The organism is Paenibacillus sp. Cedars (assembly GCF_003184205.1).
GTDB classification, from domain to species: Bacteria; Bacillota; Bacilli; order Paenibacillales; family Paenibacillaceae; genus Paenibacillus_AQ; species Paenibacillus_AQ glucanolyticus.
This window is the reverse complement of record NZ_CP020866.1, coordinates 4,352,153-4,377,662: the sequence shown is the minus strand read 5'-3', so window position 1 is coordinate 4,377,662 and position 25,510 is coordinate 4,352,153. Positions and strand designations below refer to the sequence as shown.

The window sequence follows — 25,510 nt, the reverse complement described above, 5'->3', positions numbered from 1 at the left end:
AGAGGAAAGTCTAAATTATGAAAGTTACGAAAGCCGATTTCGTCATCAGTGCTGTCGTACCTGCCCAATATCCTGAAGACGCCTTGCCGGAAATTGCTCTGGCAGGGCGTTCCAACGTGGGCAAGTCATCACTGATTAACCGTATGATAGCCCGTAAAAATCTGGCGCGTACCAGCTCTACGCCCGGCAAAACGCAGCAGCTCAACTATTATCGGGTGAATGATGACCTGTATCTGGTCGATTTTCCCGGCTATGGGTATGCGAAGGTGTCCAAAACGCAGCGTGCCGCCTTTGGCGAAATGATTGAGCGGTATTTGCTTAACCGGGAAGAGCTGAAGCTTGTCCTGTTGATTGTGGACATGCGTCACCCGCCGTCAAAAGATGATATCAGCATGTATGAATGGCTGCAGCATTACAACCGTCCGGTATGTGTGGTTGCAACCAAAGCGGATAAAATCCCGAAAACACGGCGTCAGAAGCATGTGAAAATCGTTAAGGATACACTGGGCTTTAAGCCCTATCATTCATTCGTGATGTTTTCATCTGAGCTCGGACTGGGTAAAGATGAGTTATGGGCTATTATGGAGTCTCATATGGGGACTCAGCACGAAGAGGAAGAGTTATCCCTCGATTCGGAAACGGAAGGCAATGAACAAGCCTGATCCCGTTTGTTTGATGATGTTTTTTTCAAGGGTGATATAGGGAATCGGTGCATTCTTTACAGGAAAGTGAGCATCTTGTGGGAAATGTCAGTCTGATTCCGGCTAATTCCGTTTTTTTATGAAATATGATGGATATTCTCATTCGGACGGCAGGAAAGACCGCCTGGGTCTGCTGTATAATGGTAGTAAGTTAAAAGAATTGAGGGAGATTTTTATGGCTCAGCGGTTAGCCACAGAATATGTTAATGCCACAATGCAAATGACGGATGTTCAAATGGATCAATTTCTGCAGTATACCCAAGCTTTCCGGGTTACGAACCGGGTAAAAGTCATGGATAGCGGAGAGCAGGAGTTTGTGCTCGAAGATGAAAGCGGGGAAGAAGTTCATTTGCCCTTTGAACGCAAGAATGGCTTGTACGTCTGTGAGCTGTCGTGCCGATTGGTCACTCCTCACCTGACAAATGCCGTACGCAAACTGTTTGCGGCTTTTAAAGGATCAGGCAGAGTGAATCGGATTTATCGCGGTTTTACGATGAGCTACGACTACCACGCTGGAACGGTGCACAGAATTACGCAGATTGCCGGAAGCGACAGCATTGTTATTTATGAGTACAAGAATACGGCAGGCGAGTTGCAGCGTCTCTTCAACAGCAATGAAGCAGAGAAAGAGATTGAATCCATCCAGTACCATATCAACGTGCTTTTGGACCAGCGGATTGCAGCAGGGAATGATAAACATATTACTCAGACTATAGATGAACGGCTGCGACGGTTTAATCAACGGTTATTTGTGCTAGAAGCCTAGGGAAGGCTGCCCGTAAGGGGCGGCTTTTTTTATGCGCTTTTTTAAATGTATACATTTGTTTCTTGTATGTTTATGAATATAAATGATGATAAGATCCATTTGGTCGTTCTCTGGCACCAAGTTGTGCAGACACACATATATTGAGCTGTAAAATATTTATGGGTTAATTTTAAAAAAGGTGTTGCAATTAAACGTCATAGATGTTATTTTTAATCTCGTTGAAAAGAATATAGGAACCAGGATTCACTCAGGACATGTAATGTTGCGAGAGATTATTCCCTCGGGAAGTGAATGACGTAGGTCCTAGCGGATGAAATTTTTCAAACATTTTATTCCTAGGAAGGGGGAAACCGGAAGATGGAATACTCAACTTTCGGAAGACACGTTGCTGTTGATACTTGGGGAGTCGATTTTGAACTATTGAACAGTGCAGAATTTTTACAAGCTCAGATGGTGGAAGCCGCTGAAGCATGTGGAGCAACGGTATTGTCCGTCCAATCCAAGCAGTTTGAACCACAAGGTGCTACTGTGCTGGTGTTGCTGTCGGAAAGCCATCTCTCGATTCACACTTACCCTGAGAGAGGTTTTGCTGCGATTGACTGTTATACCTGCGGGGAGACAGTAGATCCGCAGTTAGCTATTGACTATCTGGTATCCGCTTTGAAACCTGAAAAATGCTATGCTAAGAAACTCGTGCGCGGACTCGGCGAAATGACTGTCGAAACGCCAGAGATGAAACAGGCTGAGCTCGTTTAATTAGCCACTAAAAAATATGTATACTGATAACCATGGATGTTTCCATGGTTATTTATTTTGAAGAGACGAGTAAGCGTGACAAAAAACGAAACGCATTCCTCTGAAAGCCGCTTTCGAAGAAATTACACGTATATATCAAGTGTTCTCTATCCACAATAGTAAGGTGTTACGGAACAGTCAAGAATGTTTATGAATGGAATGATGAAGTATGGGGATTTCATAAACATTTCATAAAATAGACAAGAGTGCTCAGCATACTGTGATATAATGAACAAGGTCAAGACAGTCCGTTGTGAACGGCAAAACTACTCGGAGAAATAGGCAGGTGAACATGCAATGCACATCGTCGTTGTTGGGTTGAACTATCGCACGGCGCCTGTGGAGGTCAGAGAACGCTTTACATTCTCGGATGAAGACATGCCTGAGGCGTTACAGCAGCTTAATTCGACCAAGAGCGTATTGGAGGGCGTCATTGTCGCTACCTGCAACCGTACTGAGATTTATGTTGTGGTAGACCGCCTTCATATGTGCGGCTACTTTATCCGCAGCTTCATGGAACAGTGGTTCGGCATTAATCGTGAAGAATTTACACAGCACCTCTATATATATGAAGACGAACAGGCAATTTCCCATCTGTTTAAGGTCACTTGCGGTCTGGATTCCATGGTCATTGGAGAGACGCAAATCCTAGGACAGGTGCGTAATGCTTTTTTGACGTCGCAGAAGAATCAAGCGACCGGTACGTGGTTTAATATGTTATTCAAGCAGGCCGTTACGCTTGGCAAACGTGCTCATTCCGAAACATCGATTGGGGAGAGTGCGGTATCTGTCAGTTATGCTGCGGTTGAGCTGGGCAAACGGATTTTTGGTACATTTAACGATAAAAAAGTGATGATTCTCGGCGCAGGCAAAATGAGCGAGCTCACGGTCAAACATCTGTACGCCAACGGAGCTGCAGAAGTGATTGTTGCCAACCGCACGCTCGGCCGTGCGGAGGAGTTAGCCCGCAAGTTCAAAGGCACGCCGTGCACAATTGTCGAGGCTGTAAATTCACTGAATGACGTCGACATTGTGATTAGCTCAACGGGAGCTAATGAATATGTTCTGAATGCGGAGCGGGTTAAAGAGAGCATGAAGAAACGTCAGTCCCGTCCGTTGTTTATGATTGATATTGCGGTTCCCCGGGATATCGATCCGACGGTTGGCGATCTGTCCAACGTATTCTTGTATGACATTGATGATCTGGAAGGCATCGTAGAGACCAACATGGAAATGCGCCGTGTGGAAGCAGCGAAGATTGAAGTGATGATTCAAGAGGAGATGGAGGCATTCCACACATGGCTGAAGACGCTCGGTGTCAGACCGGCGATTCGAGCCTTGCAGGAAAAATCCAATGTTATTCATGAAGAAACGATGGAAAGTTTGTTCAACAAGCTTCCGGAACTGGACGAACGCCAGCGGAAAGTCATTCGTCGGTTGACCAAGAGCATTGTCAACCAGATGATGCATGATCCGATTAACCGGATCAAAGAAATGACGGGCGGCAAGCAGGGCGGAGAAGCACTGGAGTATTTTTCACAAATCTTTGCGCTGGAAAGCCTGATCGAAGAGAAGGAGCAGGAAGCCCGCAGCAACATCAAGAAAGCAGCTGCACCCGTTAAAGTTGAACGGATACCGAATGCTGTAGATCAGCAGGCAGAAGAGAAACCGCTTAAGGTCTCTCTGGCCCCAGCCACCCTTTGAGGAGGGTGAGTTCATCCCATGCTGTTAAATATAATTTATATCACCGGCATTTGTATCTATGCCCTGAGCCTTCTGTTTTATATCTCGGATTGCATTTCACGCAATTCGGTGGCGAAGCGGATAGGCACAGGGCTTCTTGTCATTACAGCACTCTTTCAATCTGCCGGAATCGGCATCCGAGCCATGGAAGGCGGACATCTTCACTTTCCGGTATTTACGCTGTTTGATTTTCTCTTCCTACTGGCATTCTGCATATCCATTACTTCGATTGCGCTGGCCTACATGAAGCGTTCGGAATTCGCCGTCCTGCTGATGAACCTTGTAGGGTTCAGTGTCATGCTGATCAATCGGTTATGGTTCACGACAGGAGACAACGCCATGTACAGCTGGGAGACGGAGCATCGTCTGCTGCTGGTCCATATCGCCCTGGCAAGTGTCAGCTTTGCTGCATTAACCGTTGGGGCTGTGTTTGCAGCGATTTATATGTTTTTGCATCGGAAGCTGAAGCACAAGCAGTGGAACGATACGATGCGCCGGCTGCCAAGCCTGGAGAAACTGGATATTTATTCGTATAAAGCGCTGATGGCCGGGACAATTATTTTGGTGGCGTCGCTCATTTTAGCGGCGATGTCGGTGGCAATGGCAGGACGCTGGACCTTGTTTCTGGATATCAAGGTACTGTCTACACTGACGGCACTTGCGATGTATATCGTTTATTTTGTTAAACGCCGTTTATGGAGAAGATCGGGCAGGGAAGCGGCCATATGGGCATTAATCGGGTATGGATTTATCATCCTGAACTTTTTTTTGAATGCGTGGTCCGCTTTCCACAGTTGGTCAGGAGTGTGATGGCAGAATGGCGTATGATGAATACGTACCCGTGCTGTTGAATTGCAGAGGACGTTCATGCTTGATTATCGGCGGTGGCAAGGTGGCGGAGCGCAAAGCACTCACCTTGCTTAATGCCGGGGCAAGCGTACATATTGTAAGCCCTGTATTAAGAAGCGAGGCGCTTCAACGCTTAGCCAAGAGCAAGGTTCTTCAATGGACGGACAGAAAGTACAGGCCCAATGATTTGGACGGGGCTTTTCTGGTTCACGCTGCGACGGATGATTCCCAGCTCAACATGAAGATTGCAGAGGATGCCGACAGTCTTGGAATATTAGCCAATGTAGCCAGTAACGGCGAGGCCGGAACGTTTATTTATCCGACCGTGATGCGTCGGGGACGGCTTACGCTGGCTATATCCACATCGGGAGCGGGGCCGAAGGTTTCACACGATATTCGTGAGCGGCTGGAAGAACAGTTCGGGCCTGAGTATGAGGACTATTTGGATTTGTTATACAGGATGCGTTCGATGATTAGGGAAGAGGTAGAGTCTGCAGAAGTACGCAGGCGGCTGCTCGACAAGGTATATCGCATGGATGTCCTGAGCGAGATTCGCCGCGGAGGTTACGTACCCTGGAATTCGGACAAAATCAAGCTATGGATCGAGAACAATCAGGAGGAATGAAGATGCGCACAATTGTGGTTGGGAGTAGACAAAGTGCCCTCGCACTGACACAGACGGGACAGGTTATCGATGATTTGAAGCGTTTAGCGAAGGAGCACGGTTTGGATTATGACTTTACCGTCAAGAAAATCGTCACCAAAGGCGACCGCATTCTGGATGTCACCCTCTCCAAAGTAGGCGGCAAGGGGTTGTTTGTTAAAGAAATCGAGCAAGCAATGCTGGACGGGGAAATTGATATGGCTGTTCACAGCATGAAGGATATGCCTTCTGTTCTGCCCAAGGGTCTGGTATCCGGCGCGGTGCCGGCAAGAAAGGACCCTCGTGACTGCTTGATCTCCAAGGAAGGTGCGACGCTGGATGACCTGCCTCAAGGTGCCAAGGTGGGGACGAGCAGTCTGCGTCGTTCCAGTCAGCTTAAGGCATACCGCCCGGACCTGCAGATCGATTGGATTAGGGGAAATATCGATTCCCGTATTCGCAAAATGGAGGAAGGCGAATTTCAGGCCATCATTCTGGCGACCGCAGGCCTCCAGCGTATGGGCTGGGAGGACCGGATCACTTCGCATTTGCCGGTTGAAATCAGTCTGCCTGCCGTAGGCCAAGGCGCACTTGGCATTGAATGCCGTGAAAATGACTCGGAGCTCCTGCATCTGTTGTCACTTTATAACGATGAGGTCACCGCAAGAACCGTTGCGGCTGAACGCAAGTTTCTAAGCGAGCTGAACGGTGGATGCCAAGTGCCTATTGGGGCTTATGCCATCCTGAAGAATGTGGACACAGGAGATTCCCGCGGAGAACAAAACGTTATACAATTAACAGGAATGGTAGGTTCTCCTGACGGCGAGATCATATTGAAGGAAAGCGCGGAAGGAACCGACCCTGAATCGCTCGGAGTGGAAGTAGCTGCAAAGCTGAAAGCCAAAGGAGCGGAGAAGATTCTGGCACAAGTTAGGGGCTGAGGGGATGGCAGGTAAGGTTTATCTGGTGGGAGCAGGTCCGGGCGATGCGCGCCTGATTACGATTAAAGGCAAGGAATGTATTGAAAAGGCGGATGTCGTGGTGTATGACCGATTAGCCAGCCCTCGGTTGCTGCGGTGGACGAAGCCCGGGGCGCAGAAGGTTTATGTGGGCAAGCTTCCGGATCGGCATACGATGAAACAGGAGCAAATCAATCAGCTGCTGGTTGATTTTGCTCTGGAAGGCAAGACGGTTGTCCGCTTAAAGGGCGGTGATCCGACCATCTTCGGAAGAGTGGGCGAAGAAGCGGAGCTGTTGTACCGTCATGGCATTTCCTATGAAATCGTGCCGGGAATTACTTCGGCAATCAGTGTGCCGGCTTATGCAGGCATTCCTGTGACACATCGCGATCATGCCTCCTCCTTATCCATCATTACAGGACATGAGAGTCCGGAGAAGCTGGATCGTATGATTCAGTGGGATAAGGTTACCCATGCAACAGGAACTTTGATTTTTATGATGGGCGTGGCCAAGATCGGTTATATCAGCCGTCAGCTGATCAAGCACGGCCGATCGCCGGAAACGCCAGTGGCTCTTATTAGATGGGGAACCCGTGCAGAGCAAGATACGCTGACGGGAACGCTGGCAGACATTGAGGATAAGGTCAAGGCAGCGAATTTTCAGCCGCCTGCCGTTATTGTGGTTGGGGAGGTTGTGCTTCAGCGGGAGCGACTGAAGTGGGCGGAACGACTACCTCTGTTCGGCAAGCGGATTCTGGTCACAAGGGCTCGAAGCCAGGCCAGCTCATTGGTGTCGCAAATTGAGGATTTGGGCGGAGAACCCTATGAGTTTCCTGTTATCGAAACAGTAATGCCTTCCTCAGATGAAATACTTGCCGGAATTCAACAAGCGCTGGACAAGCTGCCTATGTATGATTGGGTGTTCTTCACCAGCGTCAACGGGGTGGAGTTTTTCTTCCGTCACTTGAAGGAGAATGGGCGGGATATTCGTTCCTTGGCCGCTGCCCGCATCGTTGCGGTTGGTCCGGCTACAGCTGATGCCCTCGGCAATTACGGCATTACAGCCGAGGTGCTCAAGGAGCGTTTTCAGGCGGAAGGCCTTATTGATGCTTACAGCTCTGAGCTCCAGCCAGGTCAGCATGTGCTGCTGCCTCGCGGGGATTTAGGACGCAGGTGGCTGCCGGAGAAGCTGGCGGATATGGGACTGCACGTGACCGAAGCCGTGACCTATGAGAACGTGCTGTGCGGGGAAGACGATGAGGAACTGCTGAAGTTGCTTCAGGAGGGCGGCATCCATGCGGTTACGTTCACCAGTTCTTCTACGGTCACAAATCTGTTCCAGTTGTTGAAGCGAATGGGCGTAGCGCATCCTGCCGACTTGCTGAAACAATCGGCAATTGCTTGCATTGGTCCATTGACTGCTCAGACGGCTGAGGAAGCGGGACTGTCCGTATCGCTTCTTGCCGAAGAAGCGACTGTGGATAGTCTGGTAAGTGCCCTATGTGCCTGGAACGAGGACGATCCACGGCGTGCTTCGCAATAATATTCTTTTTATATACATGAACAAAAGTACATCACTTGGAGGTATTACGCCATGAGTTTTCCAATCGTACGCCATCGCCGGCTGCGTCAAAATGCCGGCATTCGCAGCATGGTTCGCGAGACCGTGCTTCATGCAGAGGATCTGGTTCAGCCGATCTTCGTAACCTACGGAAGCGGCATTAAAAACGAAATTTCGTCGATGCCGGGAGTCTATCATTTTTCTCTGGACACCTTGAAAGAGGAAGTGGATGAAATCGCAGGGTTAGGCATACCTGCCGTGCTTCTGTTCGGTATACCTGAAACCAAGGACAGCGTAGGCACATCCGGTTTTGCGGAAGACGGTATTGTTCAAGAGGCTACTCGTCTCATAAAGGCGTGGTACCCGGATCTTTTGGTCATAGCGGACACCTGCTTATGCGAATTTACCGACCACGGCCACTGCGGCATGGTGCATACCTTCGAGCGTGACGGGCACACCTGCGGCGATGTGTTGAATGATGAATCGCTGGAGCTGCTCGTACGAACGGCGGTATCCCAGGCCAAAGCTGGCGCCGACATCATTGCGCCATCCAATATGATGGACGGTTTTGTGCAGGCGATCCGTGCGGGGCTTGATGATGCCGGATTTTATAATGTGCCGATCATGTCCTATTCGGTTAAATACGCCTCGGCCTTTTACGGGCCGTTCCGTGAAGCGGCCGATTCTGCTCCGCAGTTCGGTGACCGGAAGACCTATCAGATGGATCCGGCCAATGTGAGGGAAGCCCTTCGCGAGGCAGAAACGGACGTGCTGGAAGGTGCGGATATGCTGATGGTGAAGCCTGCGATGGCTTATCTGGACGTGGTCAGATTGCTCAGAGACCAGTTCGACCTGCCGATTGTAGCCTACAACGTTAGCGGCGAGTATTCCATGATCAAGGCGGCTGCCCAGCAGGGATGGATCAGTGAGCAGGCGATTGTGATGGAGCTGCTTACAGGAATGAAGCGCGCCGGTGCGGATATTATCATTACGTATTTTTCGAAGGATGCGGCACGCTGGATGCGCAGCCTGTAACCATTAACGATTAAAGAGTAAGGAGTGCATAATATGAGCCAAGATTTTCGGAAAGAAGATTTGTCGCGTTCTGCTTTTGAGGAAGCCAAGCAATACATTCCCGGTGGCGTGAACAGTCCGGTACGTGCGTTTAAGTCTGTGGGTTTAACACCGATTTATATCGAGCGTGGAGAGGGCAGCCGGGTATATGACATTGACGGTAACAGCTTTATCGATTACGTGGGTTCCTGGGGGCCGCTTATTATGGGTCATGCCCATCCTGAGGTCGTTGATGCCCTGCAGGAGACGGCGGCAAAGGGTACAAGCTTCGGTGCCCCGACACTGTTGGAAACCGAGATGGCTAAACTTGTCTGTGAGCGAGTTCCGTCGATCGAGGTTGTACGGATGGTGAACTCCGGTACGGAAGCGACGATGAGCGCTATCCGTCTGGCGCGTGGTTACACTGGACGCAGCAAAATCATCAAATTCGAGGGCTCCTATCACGGTCACGCCGATAGCCTCCTCATCAAAGCCGGATCTGGAATTGCAACCCTCGGCCTGCCTGATAGTCCAGGCGTACCGGAAAGCGTGGCTGTTAACACGATTGCGGTTCCGTATAACGACCTTGAATCAGTCCAGCTTGCTTTTGAACGGTTTGGCGAAGAGATCGCAGCTGTAATCGTTGAGCCGGTAGCAGGCAATATGGGCGTAGTTCCTCCTCTTCCAGGATTTCTGGAAGGCTTGCGCAAGGTGACCTCCGATTACGGCAGTGTGCTTATTTTTGATGAGGTGATGACGGGATTCCGGGTCGATTTGAATTGTGCTCAGGGACGGTATGGTGTCACACCGGATTTGACATGCCTGGGCAAAGTGATCGGCGGCGGCTTGCCCGTCGGTGCTTACGGGGGCAAGCGTGAACTGATGGACCAGATTGCTCCGGCAGGACCAATCTATCAGGCGGGAACGCTGAGCGGAAATCCGCTGGCCATGGCTGCCGGTTACACTACCTTGAAGCTGTTGACGCCGGCAGTCTATGAGCAGCTGGAGGAACGGGGCGCCCGGCTTCAGGCCGGACTCGAGTCCAATGCAAAGGAGTTCGGTATCCCGTTGTCCGTTAATCGGATAGGCTCCATGGTATGTCCTTTCTTTACGAATACGCCAGTGGTGAATTTCGATACGGCCAAGACGAGTGATTTGGATATGTTCCGCCGATATTTTGCGGCCATGGTTCAAGAGGGAGTCAGCGTTCCTCCTTCCCAGTTCGAGGGCATGTTCATTTCGGCAGCCCATACGGTGGAGGATATCGATGCCACCATTGAAGCGAACCGCAGCGCCTTCAAGAGCCTATGAGTTACAAGGGGAACTGGAGTAAAAGGGGCGAATGGCTGGAGCTGACACCTGGCAAGGTGCTGTTGAGCCAGCCGGATCGGGAACAGGCCGCTGCCAAGTGGCTTCTCGAGACGTTCGGAATGCCCGAGAAGCTGTATCGCAAGCTGCGCCATGAGCAAGGGATACAATGGAGAGGGGACCGGCTTCGGCTGGTCCTTTTTCCTTATCGCGATTACGGCATCAAACCGAGATGGCAGGAACTGCACGTATTGCATGAGGATGAGTTCTGTCTCGTCGTGAACAAACCGGCCGGTATGGCCGTCCACCCCGATCAGGAGAGCGAGGAAACAACGCTGAATCATGTTGTAGCCGCTTATTACGAAGCAGAGGGGATTCATACGGCGGTCCGGCATATTCATCGTCTGGATAAGGATACAACCGGTCCTGTGCTGTATGCCAAGAATGAATACGCGCAGCTGAAGCTTGATGAAGCGATGCGAGAGAAGAAAATTGTGCGGATTTATGCTGCTATCGTACAGGGCAGGGTAGGACAGGAGCTTAAAGTGATCGACCTGCCGATCGGCAAGGACCGTTATCACTCAAGCCGCCGTAGAGTGTCATTAACCGGCCAGGCTGCCATAACGCATATTCTCTCCTCTGAAGTATACCCGAGGGCCAGCTTGTTGAATATCAGTCTTGAAACCGGTCGTACGCATCAAATCCGGGTTCACCTTAGTCATATGGGACATCCGCTCCTGGGAGATTCCTTGTATGGGGGACCGGCGCTGTTTTCGCGCCAGGCGCTGCATGGTGAACGCTTGCTGTTTCATCATCCTCTAACAGGTGAGAGGCTCGAGGTACAGGCCCCATGGCCTCAGGACATGATGGAATTAAGAGAGTTAATCATAGAGGGATCCTGACGGTAGAGGATTTTGCAAAATCCTGAATAAATCTGTAACTTTCACGCAACAATTCGCAAAAAAGTCATGCTCTCCTGTTTTCGGCATATAGATAAATTGAGTGGCGAAACTTAGGCTCATGCCGTGATAACAGATCACGGATAGTATATGCCAAAAAGGAGGACATTCCCGTGTTTGACCAGTCCTACGGATTGCGGTTTGATATTTACGAGCGTATTAATTTAACGGAAGATTTGCCGGGAATCGAAGAATTGGAAGAGGCGGAGTTGATCCCGCACATTCAGGTGATCAGCCAGCAGGATCAGGCCACACTTCGGGGGCATCTGCTTCTCGCAGGCCTGTATAAAGGTGACACTGAAGCAGGAGAAACCGAGCCGCTCGAGCACTGGATTCCGGTCGAGATCACGGTTCCGCTGAACCGGGTATCTTCTTTGGATGACATCGCAGTTGAGATTGAGAATTTTGATGTAGATTTGCTATCCAAGCGCAGCTTGAATATTACAGGGGTTCTTTCTCTCAAAGGAATTCAGGCGGCGGCACCGGGTTCCCGGGATCAGGTATGGGCCAATGAGGAATTCACAGTGGTACATGCTCCTGAAACGCCTAATTTCTATTCGAACGGCGAGCAGCAGTTTGCTGCCAATCCGTATGAGCAGCTGCAAGGCGGAGGAGCTGGTGAAGATACAAATTCGGCTTCACCTCCCTATTTTAACGAAACTCAGCCAAGGGCCAACGTGTCGGGGACGGATGCGCGCACACAGCAGTATTTAGCATCCTGGGCGGAGTATGAGAATCAAATTCAGGATGCGGAAGAGCCAGCTGGCGCTGAAGGCTTCTCCAGTGATCAGGAAGCCCGGGACACCGTCGAATATGCCTTACATAATGAGACGGAAACGATCCCTCAGGCAGCTGAGCCTGAGCCGTCTATTCCAAGTGTATGGCAATTCGAGCGGGTAACGCCTCAGCCGGAGACGGTTCAGGAAGAACCGGCAGCAGATTTCCCAGGCGTTGTTGAACGCAAAGGCGAAGAGGTCGAAGCCGTACCGGTGCTGGAATCATCGGAAACGGAAGAAGCTCAGCCTGTTTTTGCCGAGGGGGCAGAGGCTTCAGAGGATATAGCCGAGGAAATCTCCGCTAAACCCGAGGAGGTCACGACGAAGCCGGAGCTGAAAGTTGCCTTCAGTACAAAGAACAGCACCACAAGTACTTCGGGCGTAGGTTTCTCTTCATTGCTTCAATCGAGCAGAACGGTGCAGGATCAGGACCAAGCCGCTCGGGACGAGGAAGAAGAAGCCGAAGAGCTGGTGGAGTCCGCTGCGTCCGAGGATGTGGAGTGGAAAAGTCTCTTCCTTGGCAACCGACATGAGGAAACTCCATTCCGCAAGGTACGGATGTGCATTGTTCAGCGTGAGGAGACACTCGATCTGATTGCGGAGCGCTATCAACTGACGCCGCGGGAACTTTTGTTATACAACCGCATGTCTGAACAGAATGTCGAAGAAGGCCAGGTCTTATACATTCCCCAGTAATCGAGGGGGTTCATCGTGCAAGAAGAAAGCGGGTCAAGGTGGGAAATCCTTGGTCTGCTTTTTTGTTTTACAGAAACAGGATGGAAGCAAATGAGGGAGCTAACACGGAAGTATTTTCAGTAAGTCATAATATTTGGATTGGACAGGTATGATGTTTAAATTCTTCGGAAACACTCGAAATATTGACTATATGCAACAACCACGGTATATTTGAATAGTATATGTACAGGTATTCCAAAAGCTAGAACAACGTTGAACGGGAAGAGTAGGAAGGTATGGCCTTCAGAGAGCGGAATTGCTACCCAGCGCTGTGAGATTCCGCAGGAACCAGCTTGCCGAAGTCGCCCCGGAGTTGCGGACTTGAGTTAGAGTAGGGATCGTTTACTACCCTGGTTAGGGTTCGCCGGCCGCAGCCGTTATCTGCGTAAAGTGTCGTGCTTGACGCTCCTTCATGTTCTTCACGGGAGGACAACGGTTGATAAACAATCGTAAGCACGAAACAAAGGTGGTACCGCGAGAGAACAGTCTTTCGTCCTTTGAGGACGAGGGGCTTTTTTTGTTTCATGCCAAAAATGCTATCATGGGCCGCTTCTCAAGGCTAAAACATTTCTGGTTGGCAAAACTGATTAACAGTGACGGAGGTACGAAAATATGGATCAAAAACAAAACCAATCCCAGTTAGAAATGCCAACGACGTATGATCCGAAGGCAGCCGAGCAAAAATGGTATCCGTACTGGAAGGAAGGCGGCTTCTTTGAAGCTGGCAAACGTCCGGACGCGGAGCCTTACACGATTGTGATTCCTCCTCCTAACGTTACGGGAATGCTTCATATCGGCCATGCTCTTGACTTCACGCTGCAGGATATTCTCATTCGCGTGAAGCGGATGCAGGGATATGATGCGCTCTGGCTGCCTGGTTCTGACCATGCGGGCATTGCAACTCAAACGAAGGTGGAGCAGAAGCTTCGCGAGGAAGGTGTTACCCGTTACGATCTGGGACGTGAGAAGTTCCTGGAGAAGGTATGGGAATGGAAGGATCTGTACGCGAATACGATCCGGGATCAATGGTCAAAGATCGGCCTGTCGCTGGATTATTCCAGAGAGCGTTTCACGCTGGACGAAGGTTTGTCGGAAGCGGTTCGCGAGGTGTTTGTTAAGCTCTATGACAAAGGCCTTATCTACCGCGGCAAACGTATCATTAACTGGGATCCGGCCGCGCGTACGGCATTGTCCGATATTGAGGTGGAGTACAAAGAGGTCAATGGACATTTGTACCATTTGCAATATCCGCTAAAAGACGGCAGCGGCTTCATTACCGTAGCTACGACTCGTCCAGAGACGATGCTCGGTGATACAGCGGTAGCTGTTCATCCGAAAGACGAGCGGTATAAAGACATGATTGGCAAAACGCTGGTACTGCCGATTGTCGGCCGGGAAATCCCGGTTATTGCCGATGAGTATGTGGAGAAGGATTTTGGCAGCGGAGCCGTTAAAATTACGCCTTCGCATGATCCGAACGATTTTGAGATGGGACAGCGACATAACCTGCCGCAAATTACGGTGATGGATGAGTCCGGTACGATGAACGAGTTTGCCGGCAAGTACCAAGGTCTTGACCGCAGCGAATGCCGCAAGCAAATCGTGAATGACATGAAGGAATCGGGTGTATTGCTTCGAGTTGAAGATCACGTGCATCAGGTTGGTCACAGTGAAAGAACCGGCGCGGTGGTTGAGCCTTACCTGTCCACGCAATGGTTTGTTAACATGCAGCCGCTGGCACAGGCAGCCGTAGAGGCGCAGAAATCCGGCAAGGGCGTTAACTTTGTGCCTGACCGGTTTGAGCGAACCTACCTGCACTGGATGGAGAATGTACGCGACTGGTGTATCTCTCGTCAATTATGGTGGGGCCACCGGATCCCGGCATGGTATTCCGAGTCCACCGGTGAAGTGGTTGTTGCCATGAATGAAGAGGAAGCGCGTGCGAAGCTTGGCAAGGATGATCTGAGACAGGATGAGGATGTGCTGGATACCTGGTTCAGCTCGGCGCTCTGGCCGTTCTCGACCATGGGCTGGCCGGATCTGGACAGCGAGGATTTCAAACGTTATTATCCGACCAACGTTCTCGTAACAGGTTACGACATTATTCCGTTCTGGGTATCACGGATGATCTTCCAGGGGCTCGAATTTACGGATCAAATGCCGTTCAAGGATACCCTGATTCATGGCCTGGTTCGGGATAGCGAAGGCCGCAAGATGTCCAAGTCGCTTGGCAACGGCATCGACCCGCTTGAAGTTATCGAGCAGTACGGCGCAGACGCCATGCGTTATATGATCTCAACGGGCAGCACGCCGGGTCAGGATCTTCGTTTCCGCTGGGAACGCGTGGAGCAGGCTCGTAACTTTGCGAACAAAATATGGAATGCATCGCGTTTTGCGCTCATGAATTTGGAAGGCTTCACCGCCGCAGATATCGACATTTCCGGTGAGCTGGGAACGGCGGATCGGTGGATTTTGCACCGCCTGAACGAAACTTCCCGCGACATTACGCGTCTAATTGATGCCTACGAATTTGGCGAAACCGGTCGACTGCTCTACAATTTCATCTGGGATGACCTCTGCGACTGGTATATTGAGTTTGCGAAGCTGTCCCTGTACGGGGAAGATCAAGCGGCCAAGAAAAAGACGCAATCGGTGCTTGCTTATGTTCTGGACCGCACGATGCGTCTAATCCATCCGTTCATGCCGTTCATCTCCGAGGAGATCTGGCAGCATCTGCCGCATGAGGGAGAGACGGTTATGCTGGCTTCATGGCCGACCTATGATCCGGCATTCGAGAACACGGAAGCCGTTACCGAAATGAACCTGCTCATGGATGTTATCCGCGCTGTACGTAACATCCGGGCGGAAGTGAACGTACCGATGAGCAAAAAAGTTGAATTGCAACTAAAACCGGTGAGCGGGCAGATCGCCAGCATCATCGATCGCAATGCGGATTATATCCGCCGCTTCTGCAACACGTCGGAGTATCAATCCTCACTTGAGCTGACGGCGCCAGATAAAGCCATGACCGCCGTGGTTACAGGGGTTGACATGTATTTGCCACTCTCCGGTTTGATTGATATCGCTCAAGAAATCACGCGTCTGGAGAAAGAAATTCAGCACTTGAACAGTGAAGTCGAGCGTGTGGAGAAGAAGCTGAACAATCCTGGCTTCGTGTCGAAAGCACCCGAGAAGGTGATTGAAGAAGAACGCGCGAAGCTTGCGGATTACTCAGACAAACGCAGTAAAGTTATTGCACGCATCGAAGAATTGAGAGGCTGAAGCAAGATGAATCTGGACCAGAAGGTGAGAGCGATGGGTGATCAATCGGCAGCTGCAGTGGCAGCTCCGTTCCAAACCTATGAGGAAGCGGTGGCTTGGATTAATGGGCTGATTCCGTTTGGAATCCGCCCTGGCATGGATAGAATTCTGCGATTGATGGAGCTGCTTGGCCATCCGGAGCGTCGTTTAAAATTTATTCACGTGGCTGGAACAAACGGTAAAGGCTCGACGTGCGCTTTTTTAACAAAAGTGCTGCTTCAAGGGGGATTCACGGTAGGTACCTATACCTCTCCCTATATTACGAAGTTTACCAATCGGTTTCAGTTTAACGGCGAGGACATACCGGAACAGACGCTGCTTGAGCTCGCTAATCGACTGCAGCCGCTTGTGGCTGAAGTAACAGAGACGGGGCTGGGGTCGCCTACGATGTTTGAGGTGTCCACGGCACTAGCGATACTGTATTATGGCGAGGTTGTTTATCCGGACGTCGTGGTATGGGAGACGGGGCTTGGCGGTCGGCTTGATGTGACCAATATTGTTCACCCTATCATCTCGGTGATCACGAACATCGGAATGGATCATACCGACGTATTGGGCGATACCATTCAGGAGATCACCAGGGAGAAGGCGGGCATTATCAAGCCTGGAGTCCCTGTGGTGAGTACGGTAACTCAGCCGGAAGCCGTCGAAATTTTGAAGGAAACGGCGGAGAAAAACCGCACAAGCCTGTATCTCGTCAACGATCAATTCTCTTATGCACGATTGCATGGGGATGAGGAAAGTCAGGTCTTCCATTTCCACGGACCGTTTCGGGATATGGATCTTGCCATCTCGATGCTGGGTGAGCACCAATGTGCCAATGCCGCGCTTGCCATGATGACACTGGAAGTGCTTCGTCAGTATATGGCCTTTATCGTGGATGAGGAAGAATTGCGTACCGGGTTTAAAGAGACTTTCTGGGCGGGAAGACTGGAACAGGTGTTGTCTTCTCCAAGAATTGTTCTCGATGGCGCGCATAACCCCGAAGGGGCTGAATCCTTGGCTAAAAGCCTGCCGCAGATCTATAAGTACCGGAAACTGAACTTAATGATGGGAATACTGGCAAATAAGCATCATGAATCGTATTTGCAGCATATACTGCCAATAGTGGATACGCTTATCCTGACTGAACCGGATTTCCGGAAGAAACTGGACGCCAAGGCGCTTGGTGACATCGTAGAGCAGGTAAGGGAGAAATATGCCAAACACACACTGCAAATCATCATAGAACCAAATTGGAAAAACGCACTTGAAGAGTTGAAGTCACGGACGGAAGCGGAGGATCTTGGGGTGGTGTCGGGCACGTTGTACCTGATTGCCGACGTGCGTTCCAACCTCCTGGGCCTTTCCGATTCTGAAAAAGGTTGGTGATATCTGTTGAATACATCAGAACATGTTCATTTTATCGGAATTGGCGGCTACGGGATGAGCGCCATTGCACGAGTCATGCTGGAGATGGGTTACAAAGTCACGGGTTCTGACGTGGCATCGCAAGAATTGACAGAAAAGCTGGCGGCCAAGGGCGCCAAAATATACATTGGACATACCGCAGAGCAAGTCCAGGGTGCAGACCTTGTGGTTTACTCAACGGCTTTGTCCAAAGACAATGTGGAGCGGGTGGAAGCCGAGAAGCTGAACATTCCTGTTCTGCACCGTGCGCAGATGCTGGCACGTCTTTTGAACGAACGAAAAGGGGTTGCGGTAGCAGGCGCACACGGCAAGACAACTACCTCGTCCATGATTGCGCTTGTGATGGAGGAATGCGGTGTTGATCCGACGTTTATCATCGGCGGGGAAATTATGAACGTTGGCACGAATGCCAAAGCCGGTGAGGGCGAGCATGTGGTGGCCGAAGCGGATGAGAGCGACGGTTCATTCCTTCAATATCATCCGTGGCTGGGCGTTGTACTGAATATAGAGGCTGATCATCTGGAGAACTATGAGGGGGATTTCAATCGCCTTAAGGCTGCTTATGTGCAGTTCCTAAGCCAGATCAAGCCAGACGGCACGGCCGTGGTCTGCGCGGATGATCATAACATTCAGGCCATCTTGCCTGATCTCAAGTGTAACGTAACGACATACGGCATTCATTCGGATGCGGAGTATACGGCAACCAACCTGGTGCTGGGAGACCGGCAAGTTAGCTTCATGATGCTTCATAACGGAATGGAGCTTGGAACTGTGGAGCTGTCCGTACCAGGTAAACATAATGTCTACAATGCAATGGCGACGGTGATTTGCTGCTTGAAGGGCGGAATCTCGTTTGAAGCGATTGTAGAGGCTATCGTCAAATTCAATGGAGCCAAACGCCGCTTCCAGGTGCTTGGCGAAGCAGATGGCATTCTGGTAATTGACGATTACGCGCATCACCCGACGGAGATAGAGGCAACGATCAGTGCTGCAAAAGCTACGGGTAAACGGATTATCGCCGTATTCCAGCCGCAGCGGTACTCGCGGACCTTTTTCCTTCTGGATGCGTTTAGCCGCGCGTTTAGTGAAGCGGATGAAGTGATCATTACCGACATTTATTCACCTGCCGGCGAGAAGCAGATCGAGGGTATCAGCTCTGGAAAATTGGTGGAGCTGATTGTCCAGAACAGCAATGCGGGTGCTCGTTATTTGCCTACCAAGGAAGACGTCTTGAACGATCTCAAAGACCGTGTGAAGGAAGGCGATCTTGTGCTCACGATGGGCGCAGGCGATATATGGAAGGTTGGAGCTGCCTTGGCAGATTCCATTAAAGGCAAGAAGTGATTTATCTTTCTTGCGCACAATCTCTTGCTGCTTCACCGCATCAGGGGATTGCTCAGTTGTCTGAGTGAAGGCACGGCTGTATGTCGTACTTTGAAGCGGGCTAATCGGGATTATCTCCTGATTAGCCCGTTTGTTTTATCTGCACACTCATAAGTTGCCAAGCTTGATCATATAGCTAGGTGTAGAAGGACAAGTGAGGTGTGTGGATATGAACAAAGCACGGATGACGATTCGTTTCGATCACGATCCGCCTAAGGATCGGAGCAAAGAACCTTTGCATGAGGAACGCGATTTGAGTCAAAGGGTTTCATCAGGACACAAGGATCAAGTCTATGACCCCAATCTTTCCAAACAGGATCACCTCCGCATTGTACCGCCGCTGCAGGAAGAGGAGGACGGGCATGCCTTCGACGTAAACGATCAAGACTGGCGGCAATCGCGTAATAACCGGACCAAGGGGCGACTGGCTGAGGAGAGACGACGGCTCGATCATTCAAACAGCTGGTATCAGAGTGATACCCCTGAGTATACAGATACATATCCGGAGCTGGATGAGGATCTCCACCATCCCCACGAGCACGATTATTCCGGGGGGCGGGACAGCGGGACGAATAATTCCAACTGGGATCTTGGACCGGAATCCGGTCTATATGATTCTCCTGCCGATGATTATGGTTATTATCGTTCGCGCAAACCAACGTCCTTCTGGAAGATGGCTGTTTCTGTGTCCGCAGCTGTTATTACGGGTTTGTTGTTCGGATACATGGTCTTGTCCATGTTTAACGGCGGGAGCGCGGGAGAGGACACGGTTTCCGAGCAGATTGAAGGTAATGACGTAGTCAATCAAACACCGGCTGATCCATCCGAAGGAACGGTGACGCCCTTGTCGTCTGATCTGCCCCAAACGGCGCTTCAATTCCCGGGGCAAGCCTTCTATATGCTCCAATACGGCGTATTCAGCACGCCGGAGCGGGCGGAGCAAGCGAAGGGGGAATTGCTGCAATCGGGCATTGCAGCGGGAGGGGACCTGGATGAGGAGAACCGCGTTTATGCAGGCATCTCACCGGACCGCGAGCAGGCCAAGCTGCTCAGCAATCAGTTGAAGGCTGAAGGCGTTGAATTATATGTAAGAGAGATATCGCTGCCTCAATTAGAGTCTGCCTCTTTTAGCGGTGAAGAGCAGACGTTGACGGACTATTTTACGATAAGCGGCAAGCTGGTATCGGAGCTTAGCAAACTTTCGGCATCCCTGTTGGGGATGCAGGAGGCGGGAGCCGTTGCGGCAGACCATATGAACACCATCACGAATCTGCATCAGCAGTGGATCCAATCGGTGCAGCAGCTTTCGGCAGGATTGGGTCCTGAGACCGGGGCTGTGCTGCCGGCCATGCAGCAGTCGATGAACAGCTCGATCACAGCGCTCTCTGAATATAACAAAAATCAATCCAAGGGGCATTTGTGGGAGATTCAAACAGGCATGATGAACTATGTCATGGGTCAAAAGAAACTCCTGGATGGCCTATAAATTCAAATTAACGTAAAATCCGGCGTGGAATTGGAAATAGTTCCCCATGCCGGATTTCTGTTTGTATTGCTTATCGATTCACCGTATAATAATTAGGGTGTCAAAATATGGCGAGGGAAGAGGATGCATGAAGAAAAACAAAGGAATGCTCATCTTGTTTTTGCTGCTGGGGTGGCTGACCGGATCATGGCTTGCCAAGGCGCTTCTGCCTGTTAAAGCCCTGTCCTTTCTAACGTCTTCCACATCAATCAAGTGGTCGCCTCAAGCTGATTTTGACATTATTCGTTATGACATTAACCTTGAACTTAAAGTTTGCCTGCTCAGCCTGCTTGGCATTATTGCTGCCGTTTGGCTGTACCGCAGACTCTAAGACATGACAAAGGAGATTATCCCCCTTGAATGAGAAGAGAAACCGCCGTATTATTTTGGCTTCCACCTCTCCTCGGCGTCAGGAATTGATTGCCTCCCTTCGTATCCCTTTTGAGATTATGCCCAGTGAAGCAGATGAGGACACCCCGCAAGGGTGGTCGCCAGAGCGAATTGTGGAATCACTGGCACTGCGTAAAGCGGAAGCGGTACTGCGCAAGCTGACGGATGATCCGGAAGATGGTATCATTGTGGGAAGCGACACGATTGTAGTTGTAGATGATCATGTTCTTGGGAAACCGGCGGATCAGGCTGACGCGGCAAGGATGTTGTCCATGCTTCAAGGACGGGCTCACTTCGTATACACGGGTGTGGCTTGTGTCGATCTGAGATCAGGTCGTAATCAGGTTTCTCACCGTGTGACAACCGTAAAGATGAAATCGTTAAGCAATGACGCGATCGCGGCTTATGTAAAGAGCGGGGAACCTGCTGATAAAGCAGGCTCGTATGCGATTCAAGGCCTGGGTGCAACCATCGTGGAAGGAATCGAAGGCGACTATTTTAACGTAGTCGGTCTGCCGCTTTCTTTGCTCTCGGACATGCTGTCTGATATGGGGATGGATGTACTAACCGATTCATAGATATAGAACAACGGCATCCGGACTATAGGGATATCCTTAGGTTTGGCTGGCCTGCTGATTTAAATCTTAGAAAAGAGGGGAATATATGGAGTCGCCAACGCTATTGCTGCGCGACATCCCCCATGATGAACGACCAAGAGAGCGCATGATGCAGTATGGGGCGAGCGCTTTAAGCCACGCAGAATTGCTGGCGATATTGCTTCGGACCGGGACCCGCCAGGAATCTGCCGTACATATAGCCCAGCGGCTGCTGGGGGAAGCAGGCGGTATTCGGCAGCTCGTGGATCTTAGCATTGAGGAAATTACGCAAATTAAAGGAATTGGAACCGCTAAGGCTGTTCAGCTGAAGGCTGGCATTGAGCTTGGACGGCGCTTGGCCGCATCGAGACATGTAGAGCCAGTTATTATTCGCAGTCCGCATGACGCGGCAGAACTGCTCAGTGAACAGATGCGCTATTTACAGAAAGAGCATTTTGTCTGTGTATTTTTAAATACGAAAAATCATGTCATTGCCCAGGAAACGTTATCGATGGGGAGCCTTAACGCTTCCATCGTTCATCCCCGCGAGGTGTTCAGAGCAGCCATCAAATGCAGCAGTGCATCCCTGGTGTGTGCGCATAACCATCCTAGCGGAGATCCGACGCCCAGCCCGGAAGACATATCGCTGACTACACGCTTAGTGGAGGCAGGACAAATTGTCGGGATCGAAGTGCTGGATCATCTGATCATAGGGGATGGATCGTTTGTAAGTTTGAAGGAACGGGGCCTGATGTAATATAATAGTTCAGATTGACGAAGAAAGGGAGATACATCATGTTAGGTGGTTTTACGAAAGATTTGGGAATCGATTTGGGGACGGCAAATACGCTGGTTTATGTTCGTGGGAAAGGAATTGTCGTTAGAGAGCCTTCCGTGGTTGCTCTGCGTACAGATACAAAGAGCATTGAAGCAGTAGGAGAATCGGCTAAGAAGATGATTGGACGCACACCGGGCAACATTCGTGCGATCCGCCCGATGAAAGACGGCGTCATCGCCGATTTTGATACTACGGCTACAATGATTAAATACTTTATTCGTCAGGCGCAGAAGCAGCGTTCCATATTCCCGCGTCATCCGAATGTGATGGTATGTGTTCCTTCCGGTATTACCGCGGTTGAGCAGCGTGCGGTTGAAGATGCTACCAAGCAAGCGGGCGCACGCGAAGCTTACACCATTGAAGAGCCATTCGCGGCTGCAATCGGTGCGGACTTGCCTGTATGGGAGCCGACAGGCAGCATGGTTGTTGATATCGGCGGAGGCACAACCGAAGTGGCTGTCATCTCGCTCGGTGGTATTGTAACCAGCCGTTCCGTACGTGTTGCGGGCGATGAGATGGATGAGTCTATTATTTCGTATATCAAACGTCAATATAACTTGATGATTGGTGAACGTACTTCCGAACAGCTCAAGATGGAAGTAGGTTCTGCTATGCCGCTGGAGACGGTGGAAACGATGGAAATCCGCGGCCGCGATTTGGTTACGGGCCTGCCGAAGACCATTACGATTACTTCAGATGAGATTAGTGAAGCACTGGCAGATACCATTAATGCTATCGTTGAAGCGGTTAAGGTAACCCTGGAGAAATGTCCTCCCGAGCTTGCTGCGGACATTATGGATCGTGGAATTGTACTTACAGGAGGAGGCGCGTTGCTTCGTAACCTGGACAAACTGCTTGCCGAAGAGACGGGCATGCCGGTGATTGTTGCCGAGAATCCGCTGGATTGTGTAGCAATCGGTACAGGCAAAGCGCTCGAGAACATTCATTTGTTTAAATCCCGGAGCAGCTCTGCCGTCCGTTCTAGAAGGTAGACATCTGAAGATAAGTGTAAACCCCTAATGTTGGGAGAGAAAAACAGTAAGTTAGAGGGTGTTGCAACTGTTTAAGCTGCTGGGCAATAAGCGTTTGTTTATTATGCTCATCGGGCTGGTAGCGTTTATCGCGATTATGGGATTTACGCTCGGCCCGAGAGCTTCTTTATCTTGGCCCGAAAAATTCGTCAAAGATACGGTAGGTTTTGTGCAAAGTGTGTTTTATAAGCCCGCTGCCTATATAGCGGGTTTCTTTGAAGACGTGCGGAACATGAAGGAAATTTATGAAGAGAATGAAGAGCTGCGCCGGGCGGTTGCTCAGTATTCACGTGAGAGTGCGAGTTATAACAGCATAAAAGCGAATAACGAGGCGCTGAAGGAAGAACTTCGTTTTACCCAAAACCAGAAAAATAGAGATAAATACGAATATCGAACTGCTCAAGTGCTTAGCGTGAATTCGGACCCTAACAACAGAACGCTTGTCATCGATCTCGGTGAACGCGACGGAGTTAGAGTAAACATGTCGGTCACCACAGTGGATGGCATGGTTGGCATCATCAGCAGCGTAAGCAACTTCACCTCCACGGTGAAGCTGTTGACAACGATGGATGCACAGGATCCGAATCCGCAGCCAATTTCGGTAACCGCATTGGGTAAAGAAGACAAAACGTTTGGCATGGTTGAGAGCTACGACGAGAAGACCAACACGCTTCTTATGACGCGTATTACAGAAGATGATCCGATTAAGCCTGAAGATAAAATCATTTCATCCGGTGCCGGAGGCGTGATTCCGCAAGGATTGATTATTGGTAAGGTAAAGAGTGTTCAGGTTAGCCAATACGGTCAGAGCAGAACGGCTACCATCGAACCGGCGGCCAAGTTTGACGACTGGAAATACCTGACTGTTGTGTTTACGCCTGAGGAGCCTGAATAAGATGGCGCGCAAGCAGATTTTACTCCTGTTGCTGTTCGTGTTGTTCATTCTGCAGGGAACGGTGGTTTTCTGGTTAACGCCAAGCTCGCTGCAGCTTCAGATTTATCCGAATTTCGTATTGGTTTGTTTATTTTTTGTATCAATCTATTACCATCGCCATACCGGGCTCGTGCTCGGCCTGGTGTTTGGCATTCTACACGATATCGTGTATTACGGTGAGATGATTGGCACGTATTCGTTTGCAATGGGCATATCCGCGTATCTGGTGGGACTGGTGTTTAAATCCCCCCGGGCGCCTTTGCCTATGATGATGACGGTGGTCATTCTGGGAAGTTTGCTGTTTGACAGCACGCTCTTTGGCATATATAAGATATTTCGACTCAATCCGACCTCTTATAATTGGTCGCTGCTCCATCATATGCTTCCCAATCTCCTTGTTCACTTTGCCTTTGCTCTGGCGATTTACGTTCCCCTTCGCAAGCAGATTGAGCTGATTACAAAGAATCAGAGAAGGAAGGCATCCTGAACCCTCCATTATGACATTTTACTAGACTAGCAGGAACTTGAAGGTTTGAGCGCGAAATGTATAGGGATGGGAGGGACAGGCTTATGGCTGTAAAATCCAATCATGTAACGATTAAGGGCATCAAAGATGGCCTGGTATTCCTGCTTGACGACCAGTGCGAGCTGGAAGAATTGCTTGGTGAGCTGCGCTACAAGCTGGAGCACAGTCATCAGAATATTTTGACCGGACCGATTATTCATGTGGATGTGAAACTCGGTTCCAGGCAAATTTCCGAAGAAGAGAAACAGACGATTCTTGACATATTGAAGCAAAAGGGCAACCTGCTGATACGTAATGTAGAGTCGCCGCCACTTGAGTCTGAGCTGTCGCTAGTGGAGAAGCTTACGCTTAAGACGGGGATGGTTCGCTCCGGGCAGGTACTGCATCATGAAGGCGATCTCTTGTTCCTTGGTGATGTAAATCCCGGCGGAACGATTTCGTGTACCGGTGATATTTACATATTGGGCGCCCTGCGTGGCACTGCGCACGCCGGTGTTGACGGCAACGAAGAAGCCATTATAGCAGCATCGTATTTTGCCCCTACCCAGCTCCGTATTTCCCAGATGATCAGCAGACCGCCGGATGAATGGGAGACGCGGGAGACGGTCATGGAGTTTGCGTATTTGAAGGATGGAAGCATGGAGATCGACAAGATCAGCAACATCTCACGTTTGGGTCGGGATTTTAATGTGTTTAAAGGGGTGTAGA

At 50.3% G+C, this 25,510-nt stretch carries 23 protein-coding genes and 1 other annotated feature; all 23 genes read left to right on the top strand.

The window, feature by feature from the left end; translation table 11 throughout:
* Positions 1-17: 17 nt before the first annotated feature.
* Positions 18-662: a ribosome biogenesis GTP-binding protein YihA/YsxC gene (gene yihA, locus B9D94_RS21950; RefSeq protein WP_006208784.1), complete on the top strand. Its 645-nt coding sequence runs from the start codon at positions 18-20 to the stop codon at positions 660-662.
* A 214-nt stretch (positions 663-876) separates the two neighbouring features.
* Positions 877-1,467 carry a hypothetical protein gene (locus tag B9D94_RS21945; RefSeq protein ID WP_006208785.1) on the top strand — a complete coding sequence of 197 codons (591 nt, stop codon included), beginning with the start codon at positions 877-879 and terminating at the stop codon, positions 1,465-1,467.
* A 357-nt stretch (positions 1,468-1,824) separates the two neighbouring features.
* Positions 1,825-2,223, top strand: a complete 399-nt coding sequence (gene speD, locus B9D94_RS21940; RefSeq protein ID WP_006208786.1) for an adenosylmethionine decarboxylase — start codon at positions 1,825-1,827, stop codon at positions 2,221-2,223.
* 336 nt (positions 2,224-2,559) lie between these two features.
* Entirely contained in the window at positions 2,560-3,966 is a 1,407-nt protein-coding gene (hemA, locus tag B9D94_RS21935; protein WP_148247976.1) for a glutamyl-tRNA reductase, read from the top strand.
* 18 nt (positions 3,967-3,984) lie between these two features.
* Positions 3,985-4,815 carry a cytochrome c biogenesis protein CcsA gene (gene ccsA, locus B9D94_RS21930; protein ID WP_036641385.1) on the top strand — a complete coding sequence of 277 codons (831 nt, stop codon included), beginning with the start codon at positions 3,985-3,987 and terminating at the stop codon, positions 4,813-4,815.
* 7 nt (positions 4,816-4,822) lie between these two features.
* A complete protein-coding gene (locus B9D94_RS21925) occupies positions 4,823-5,479 on the top strand; it encodes a precorrin-2 dehydrogenase/sirohydrochlorin ferrochelatase family protein (RefSeq protein WP_036641387.1) in 657 nt (218 codons plus the stop codon).
* Positions 5,480-5,481: 2 nt separating this feature from the next.
* Positions 5,482-6,438: a hydroxymethylbilane synthase gene (gene hemC, locus B9D94_RS21920; RefSeq protein ID WP_148247975.1), complete on the top strand. Its 957-nt coding sequence runs from the start codon at positions 5,482-5,484 to the stop codon at positions 6,436-6,438.
* Positions 6,439-6,442: 4 nt separating this feature from the next.
* On the top strand, positions 6,443-7,999 hold the full coding sequence (cobA, locus tag B9D94_RS21915; protein WP_148247974.1) for a uroporphyrinogen-III C-methyltransferase: 1,557 nt from the start codon (positions 6,443-6,445) through the stop codon (positions 7,997-7,999).
* 51 nt (positions 8,000-8,050) lie between these two features.
* A complete protein-coding gene (gene hemB / locus B9D94_RS21910; RefSeq protein ID WP_006208792.1) occupies positions 8,051-9,052 on the top strand; it encodes a porphobilinogen synthase in 1,002 nt (333 codons plus the stop codon).
* A gap of 33 nt (positions 9,053-9,085) precedes the next feature.
* Complete coding sequence (hemL, locus tag B9D94_RS21905) at positions 9,086-10,381, top strand: glutamate-1-semialdehyde 2,1-aminomutase (protein WP_148247973.1); 1,296 nt, start codon at positions 9,086-9,088, stop codon at positions 10,379-10,381.
* Entirely contained in the window at positions 10,378-11,280 is a 903-nt protein-coding gene (locus B9D94_RS21900; RefSeq protein WP_148247972.1) for an RluA family pseudouridine synthase, read from the top strand. Before hemL ends, B9D94_RS21900 begins: the two co-directional genes overlap by 4 nt.
* Positions 11,281-11,450: 170 nt before the next feature.
* Positions 11,451-12,809, top strand: a complete 1,359-nt coding sequence (locus B9D94_RS21895) for a LysM peptidoglycan-binding domain-containing protein (protein ID WP_148247971.1) — start codon at positions 11,451-11,453, stop codon at positions 12,807-12,809.
* A gap of 243 nt (positions 12,810-13,052) precedes the next feature.
* Positions 13,053-13,349 (top strand) — a binding site (T-box leader).
* A gap of 111 nt (positions 13,350-13,460) precedes the next feature.
* Positions 13,461-16,130: a valine--tRNA ligase gene (locus B9D94_RS21890; protein WP_148247970.1), complete on the top strand. Its 2,670-nt coding sequence runs from the start codon at positions 13,461-13,463 to the stop codon at positions 16,128-16,130.
* A gap of 6 nt (positions 16,131-16,136) precedes the next feature.
* Entirely contained in the window at positions 16,137-17,540 is a 1,404-nt protein-coding gene (locus tag B9D94_RS21885) for a bifunctional folylpolyglutamate synthase/dihydrofolate synthase (RefSeq protein WP_006208797.1), read from the top strand.
* Positions 17,541-17,546: 6 nt separating this feature from the next.
* Positions 17,547-18,923, top strand: coding sequence for a UDP-N-acetylmuramate--L-alanine ligase (gene murC, locus B9D94_RS21880; RefSeq protein WP_006208798.1), 1,377 nt, complete (start codon positions 17,547-17,549; stop codon positions 18,921-18,923).
* 208 nt (positions 18,924-19,131) lie between these two features.
* Positions 19,132-20,448: an SPOR domain-containing protein gene (locus B9D94_RS21875; protein WP_172963982.1), complete on the top strand. Its 1,317-nt coding sequence runs from the start codon at positions 19,132-19,134 to the stop codon at positions 20,446-20,448.
* A 127-nt stretch (positions 20,449-20,575) separates the two neighbouring features.
* Positions 20,576-20,818, top strand: coding sequence for a DUF4321 domain-containing protein (locus tag B9D94_RS21870; RefSeq protein ID WP_006208800.1), 243 nt, complete (start codon positions 20,576-20,578; stop codon positions 20,816-20,818).
* A 25-nt stretch (positions 20,819-20,843) separates the two neighbouring features.
* The gene (locus tag B9D94_RS21865) at positions 20,844-21,455 is read left to right on the top strand and encodes a Maf family protein (RefSeq protein WP_006208801.1); all 612 of its coding nucleotides are present in this window, start codon (positions 20,844-20,846) and stop codon (positions 21,453-21,455) included.
* Positions 21,456-21,540: 85 nt separating this feature from the next.
* Positions 21,541-22,230: a RadC family protein gene (gene radC, locus B9D94_RS21860; RefSeq protein WP_006208802.1), complete on the top strand. Its 690-nt coding sequence runs from the start codon at positions 21,541-21,543 to the stop codon at positions 22,228-22,230.
* A gap of 38 nt (positions 22,231-22,268) precedes the next feature.
* Positions 22,269-23,303, top strand: coding sequence for a rod shape-determining protein (locus tag B9D94_RS21855; RefSeq protein WP_036641401.1), 1,035 nt, complete (start codon positions 22,269-22,271; stop codon positions 23,301-23,303).
* Positions 23,304-23,361: 58 nt separating this feature from the next.
* The gene (gene mreC, locus B9D94_RS21850; protein ID WP_006208803.1) at positions 23,362-24,237 is read left to right on the top strand and encodes a rod shape-determining protein MreC; all 876 of its coding nucleotides are present in this window, start codon (positions 23,362-23,364) and stop codon (positions 24,235-24,237) included.
* Position 24,238: 1 nt separating this feature from the next.
* Positions 24,239-24,763, top strand: coding sequence for a rod shape-determining protein MreD (gene mreD / locus B9D94_RS21845; RefSeq protein WP_006208804.1), 525 nt, complete (start codon positions 24,239-24,241; stop codon positions 24,761-24,763).
* 83 nt (positions 24,764-24,846) lie between these two features.
* On the top strand, positions 24,847-25,509 hold the full coding sequence (locus tag B9D94_RS21840; RefSeq protein ID WP_006208805.1) for a septum site-determining protein MinC: 663 nt from the start codon (positions 24,847-24,849) through the stop codon (positions 25,507-25,509).
* Position 25,510: the final 1 nt, after the last annotated feature.

What these genes read in the sequence shown, in the direction of transcription:
- ccsA (WP_036641385.1), top strand. Translation starts at nt 3,985, where the DNA reads ATGCTGTTAAATATAATTTATATCACCGGCATTTGTATCTATGCCCTG.
- radC (WP_006208802.1), top strand. Translation starts at nt 21,541, where the DNA reads ATGGAGTCGCCAACGCTATTGCTGCGCGACATCCCCCATGATGAACGA.
- B9D94_RS21890 (WP_148247970.1), top strand. Translation starts at nt 13,461, where the DNA reads ATGGATCAAAAACAAAACCAATCCCAGTTAGAAATGCCAACGACGTAT.
- B9D94_RS21870 (WP_006208800.1), top strand. Translation starts at nt 20,576, where the DNA reads ATGAAGAAAAACAAAGGAATGCTCATCTTGTTTTTGCTGCTGGGGTGG.
- B9D94_RS21840 (WP_006208805.1), top strand. Translation starts at nt 24,847, where the DNA reads ATGGCTGTAAAATCCAATCATGTAACGATTAAGGGCATCAAAGATGGC.
- hemL (WP_148247973.1), top strand. Translation starts at nt 9,086, where the DNA reads ATGAGCCAAGATTTTCGGAAAGAAGATTTGTCGCGTTCTGCTTTTGAG.
- yihA (WP_006208784.1), top strand. Translation starts at nt 18, where the DNA reads ATGAAAGTTACGAAAGCCGATTTCGTCATCAGTGCTGTCGTACCTGCC.
- B9D94_RS21900 (WP_148247972.1), top strand. Translation starts at nt 10,378, where the DNA reads ATGAGTTACAAGGGGAACTGGAGTAAAAGGGGCGAATGGCTGGAGCTG.
- B9D94_RS21875 (WP_172963982.1), top strand. Translation starts at nt 19,132, where the DNA reads ATGAACAAAGCACGGATGACGATTCGTTTCGATCACGATCCGCCTAAG.
- B9D94_RS21855 (WP_036641401.1), top strand. Translation starts at nt 22,269, where the DNA reads ATGTTAGGTGGTTTTACGAAAGATTTGGGAATCGATTTGGGGACGGCA.
- B9D94_RS21925 (WP_036641387.1), top strand. Translation starts at nt 4,823, where the DNA reads ATGGCGTATGATGAATACGTACCCGTGCTGTTGAATTGCAGAGGACGT.
- B9D94_RS21945 (WP_006208785.1), top strand. Translation starts at nt 877, where the DNA reads ATGGCTCAGCGGTTAGCCACAGAATATGTTAATGCCACAATGCAAATG.
- hemC (WP_148247975.1), top strand. Translation starts at nt 5,482, where the DNA reads ATGCGCACAATTGTGGTTGGGAGTAGACAAAGTGCCCTCGCACTGACA.
- speD (WP_006208786.1), top strand. Translation starts at nt 1,825, where the DNA reads ATGGAATACTCAACTTTCGGAAGACACGTTGCTGTTGATACTTGGGGA.
- hemA (WP_148247976.1), top strand. Translation starts at nt 2,560, where the DNA reads ATGCACATCGTCGTTGTTGGGTTGAACTATCGCACGGCGCCTGTGGAG.
- hemB (WP_006208792.1), top strand. Translation starts at nt 8,051, where the DNA reads ATGAGTTTTCCAATCGTACGCCATCGCCGGCTGCGTCAAAATGCCGGC.
- cobA (WP_148247974.1), top strand. Translation starts at nt 6,443, where the DNA reads ATGGCAGGTAAGGTTTATCTGGTGGGAGCAGGTCCGGGCGATGCGCGC.
- mreD (WP_006208804.1), top strand. Translation starts at nt 24,239, where the DNA reads ATGGCGCGCAAGCAGATTTTACTCCTGTTGCTGTTCGTGTTGTTCATT.
- B9D94_RS21885 (WP_006208797.1), top strand. Translation starts at nt 16,137, where the DNA reads ATGAATCTGGACCAGAAGGTGAGAGCGATGGGTGATCAATCGGCAGCT.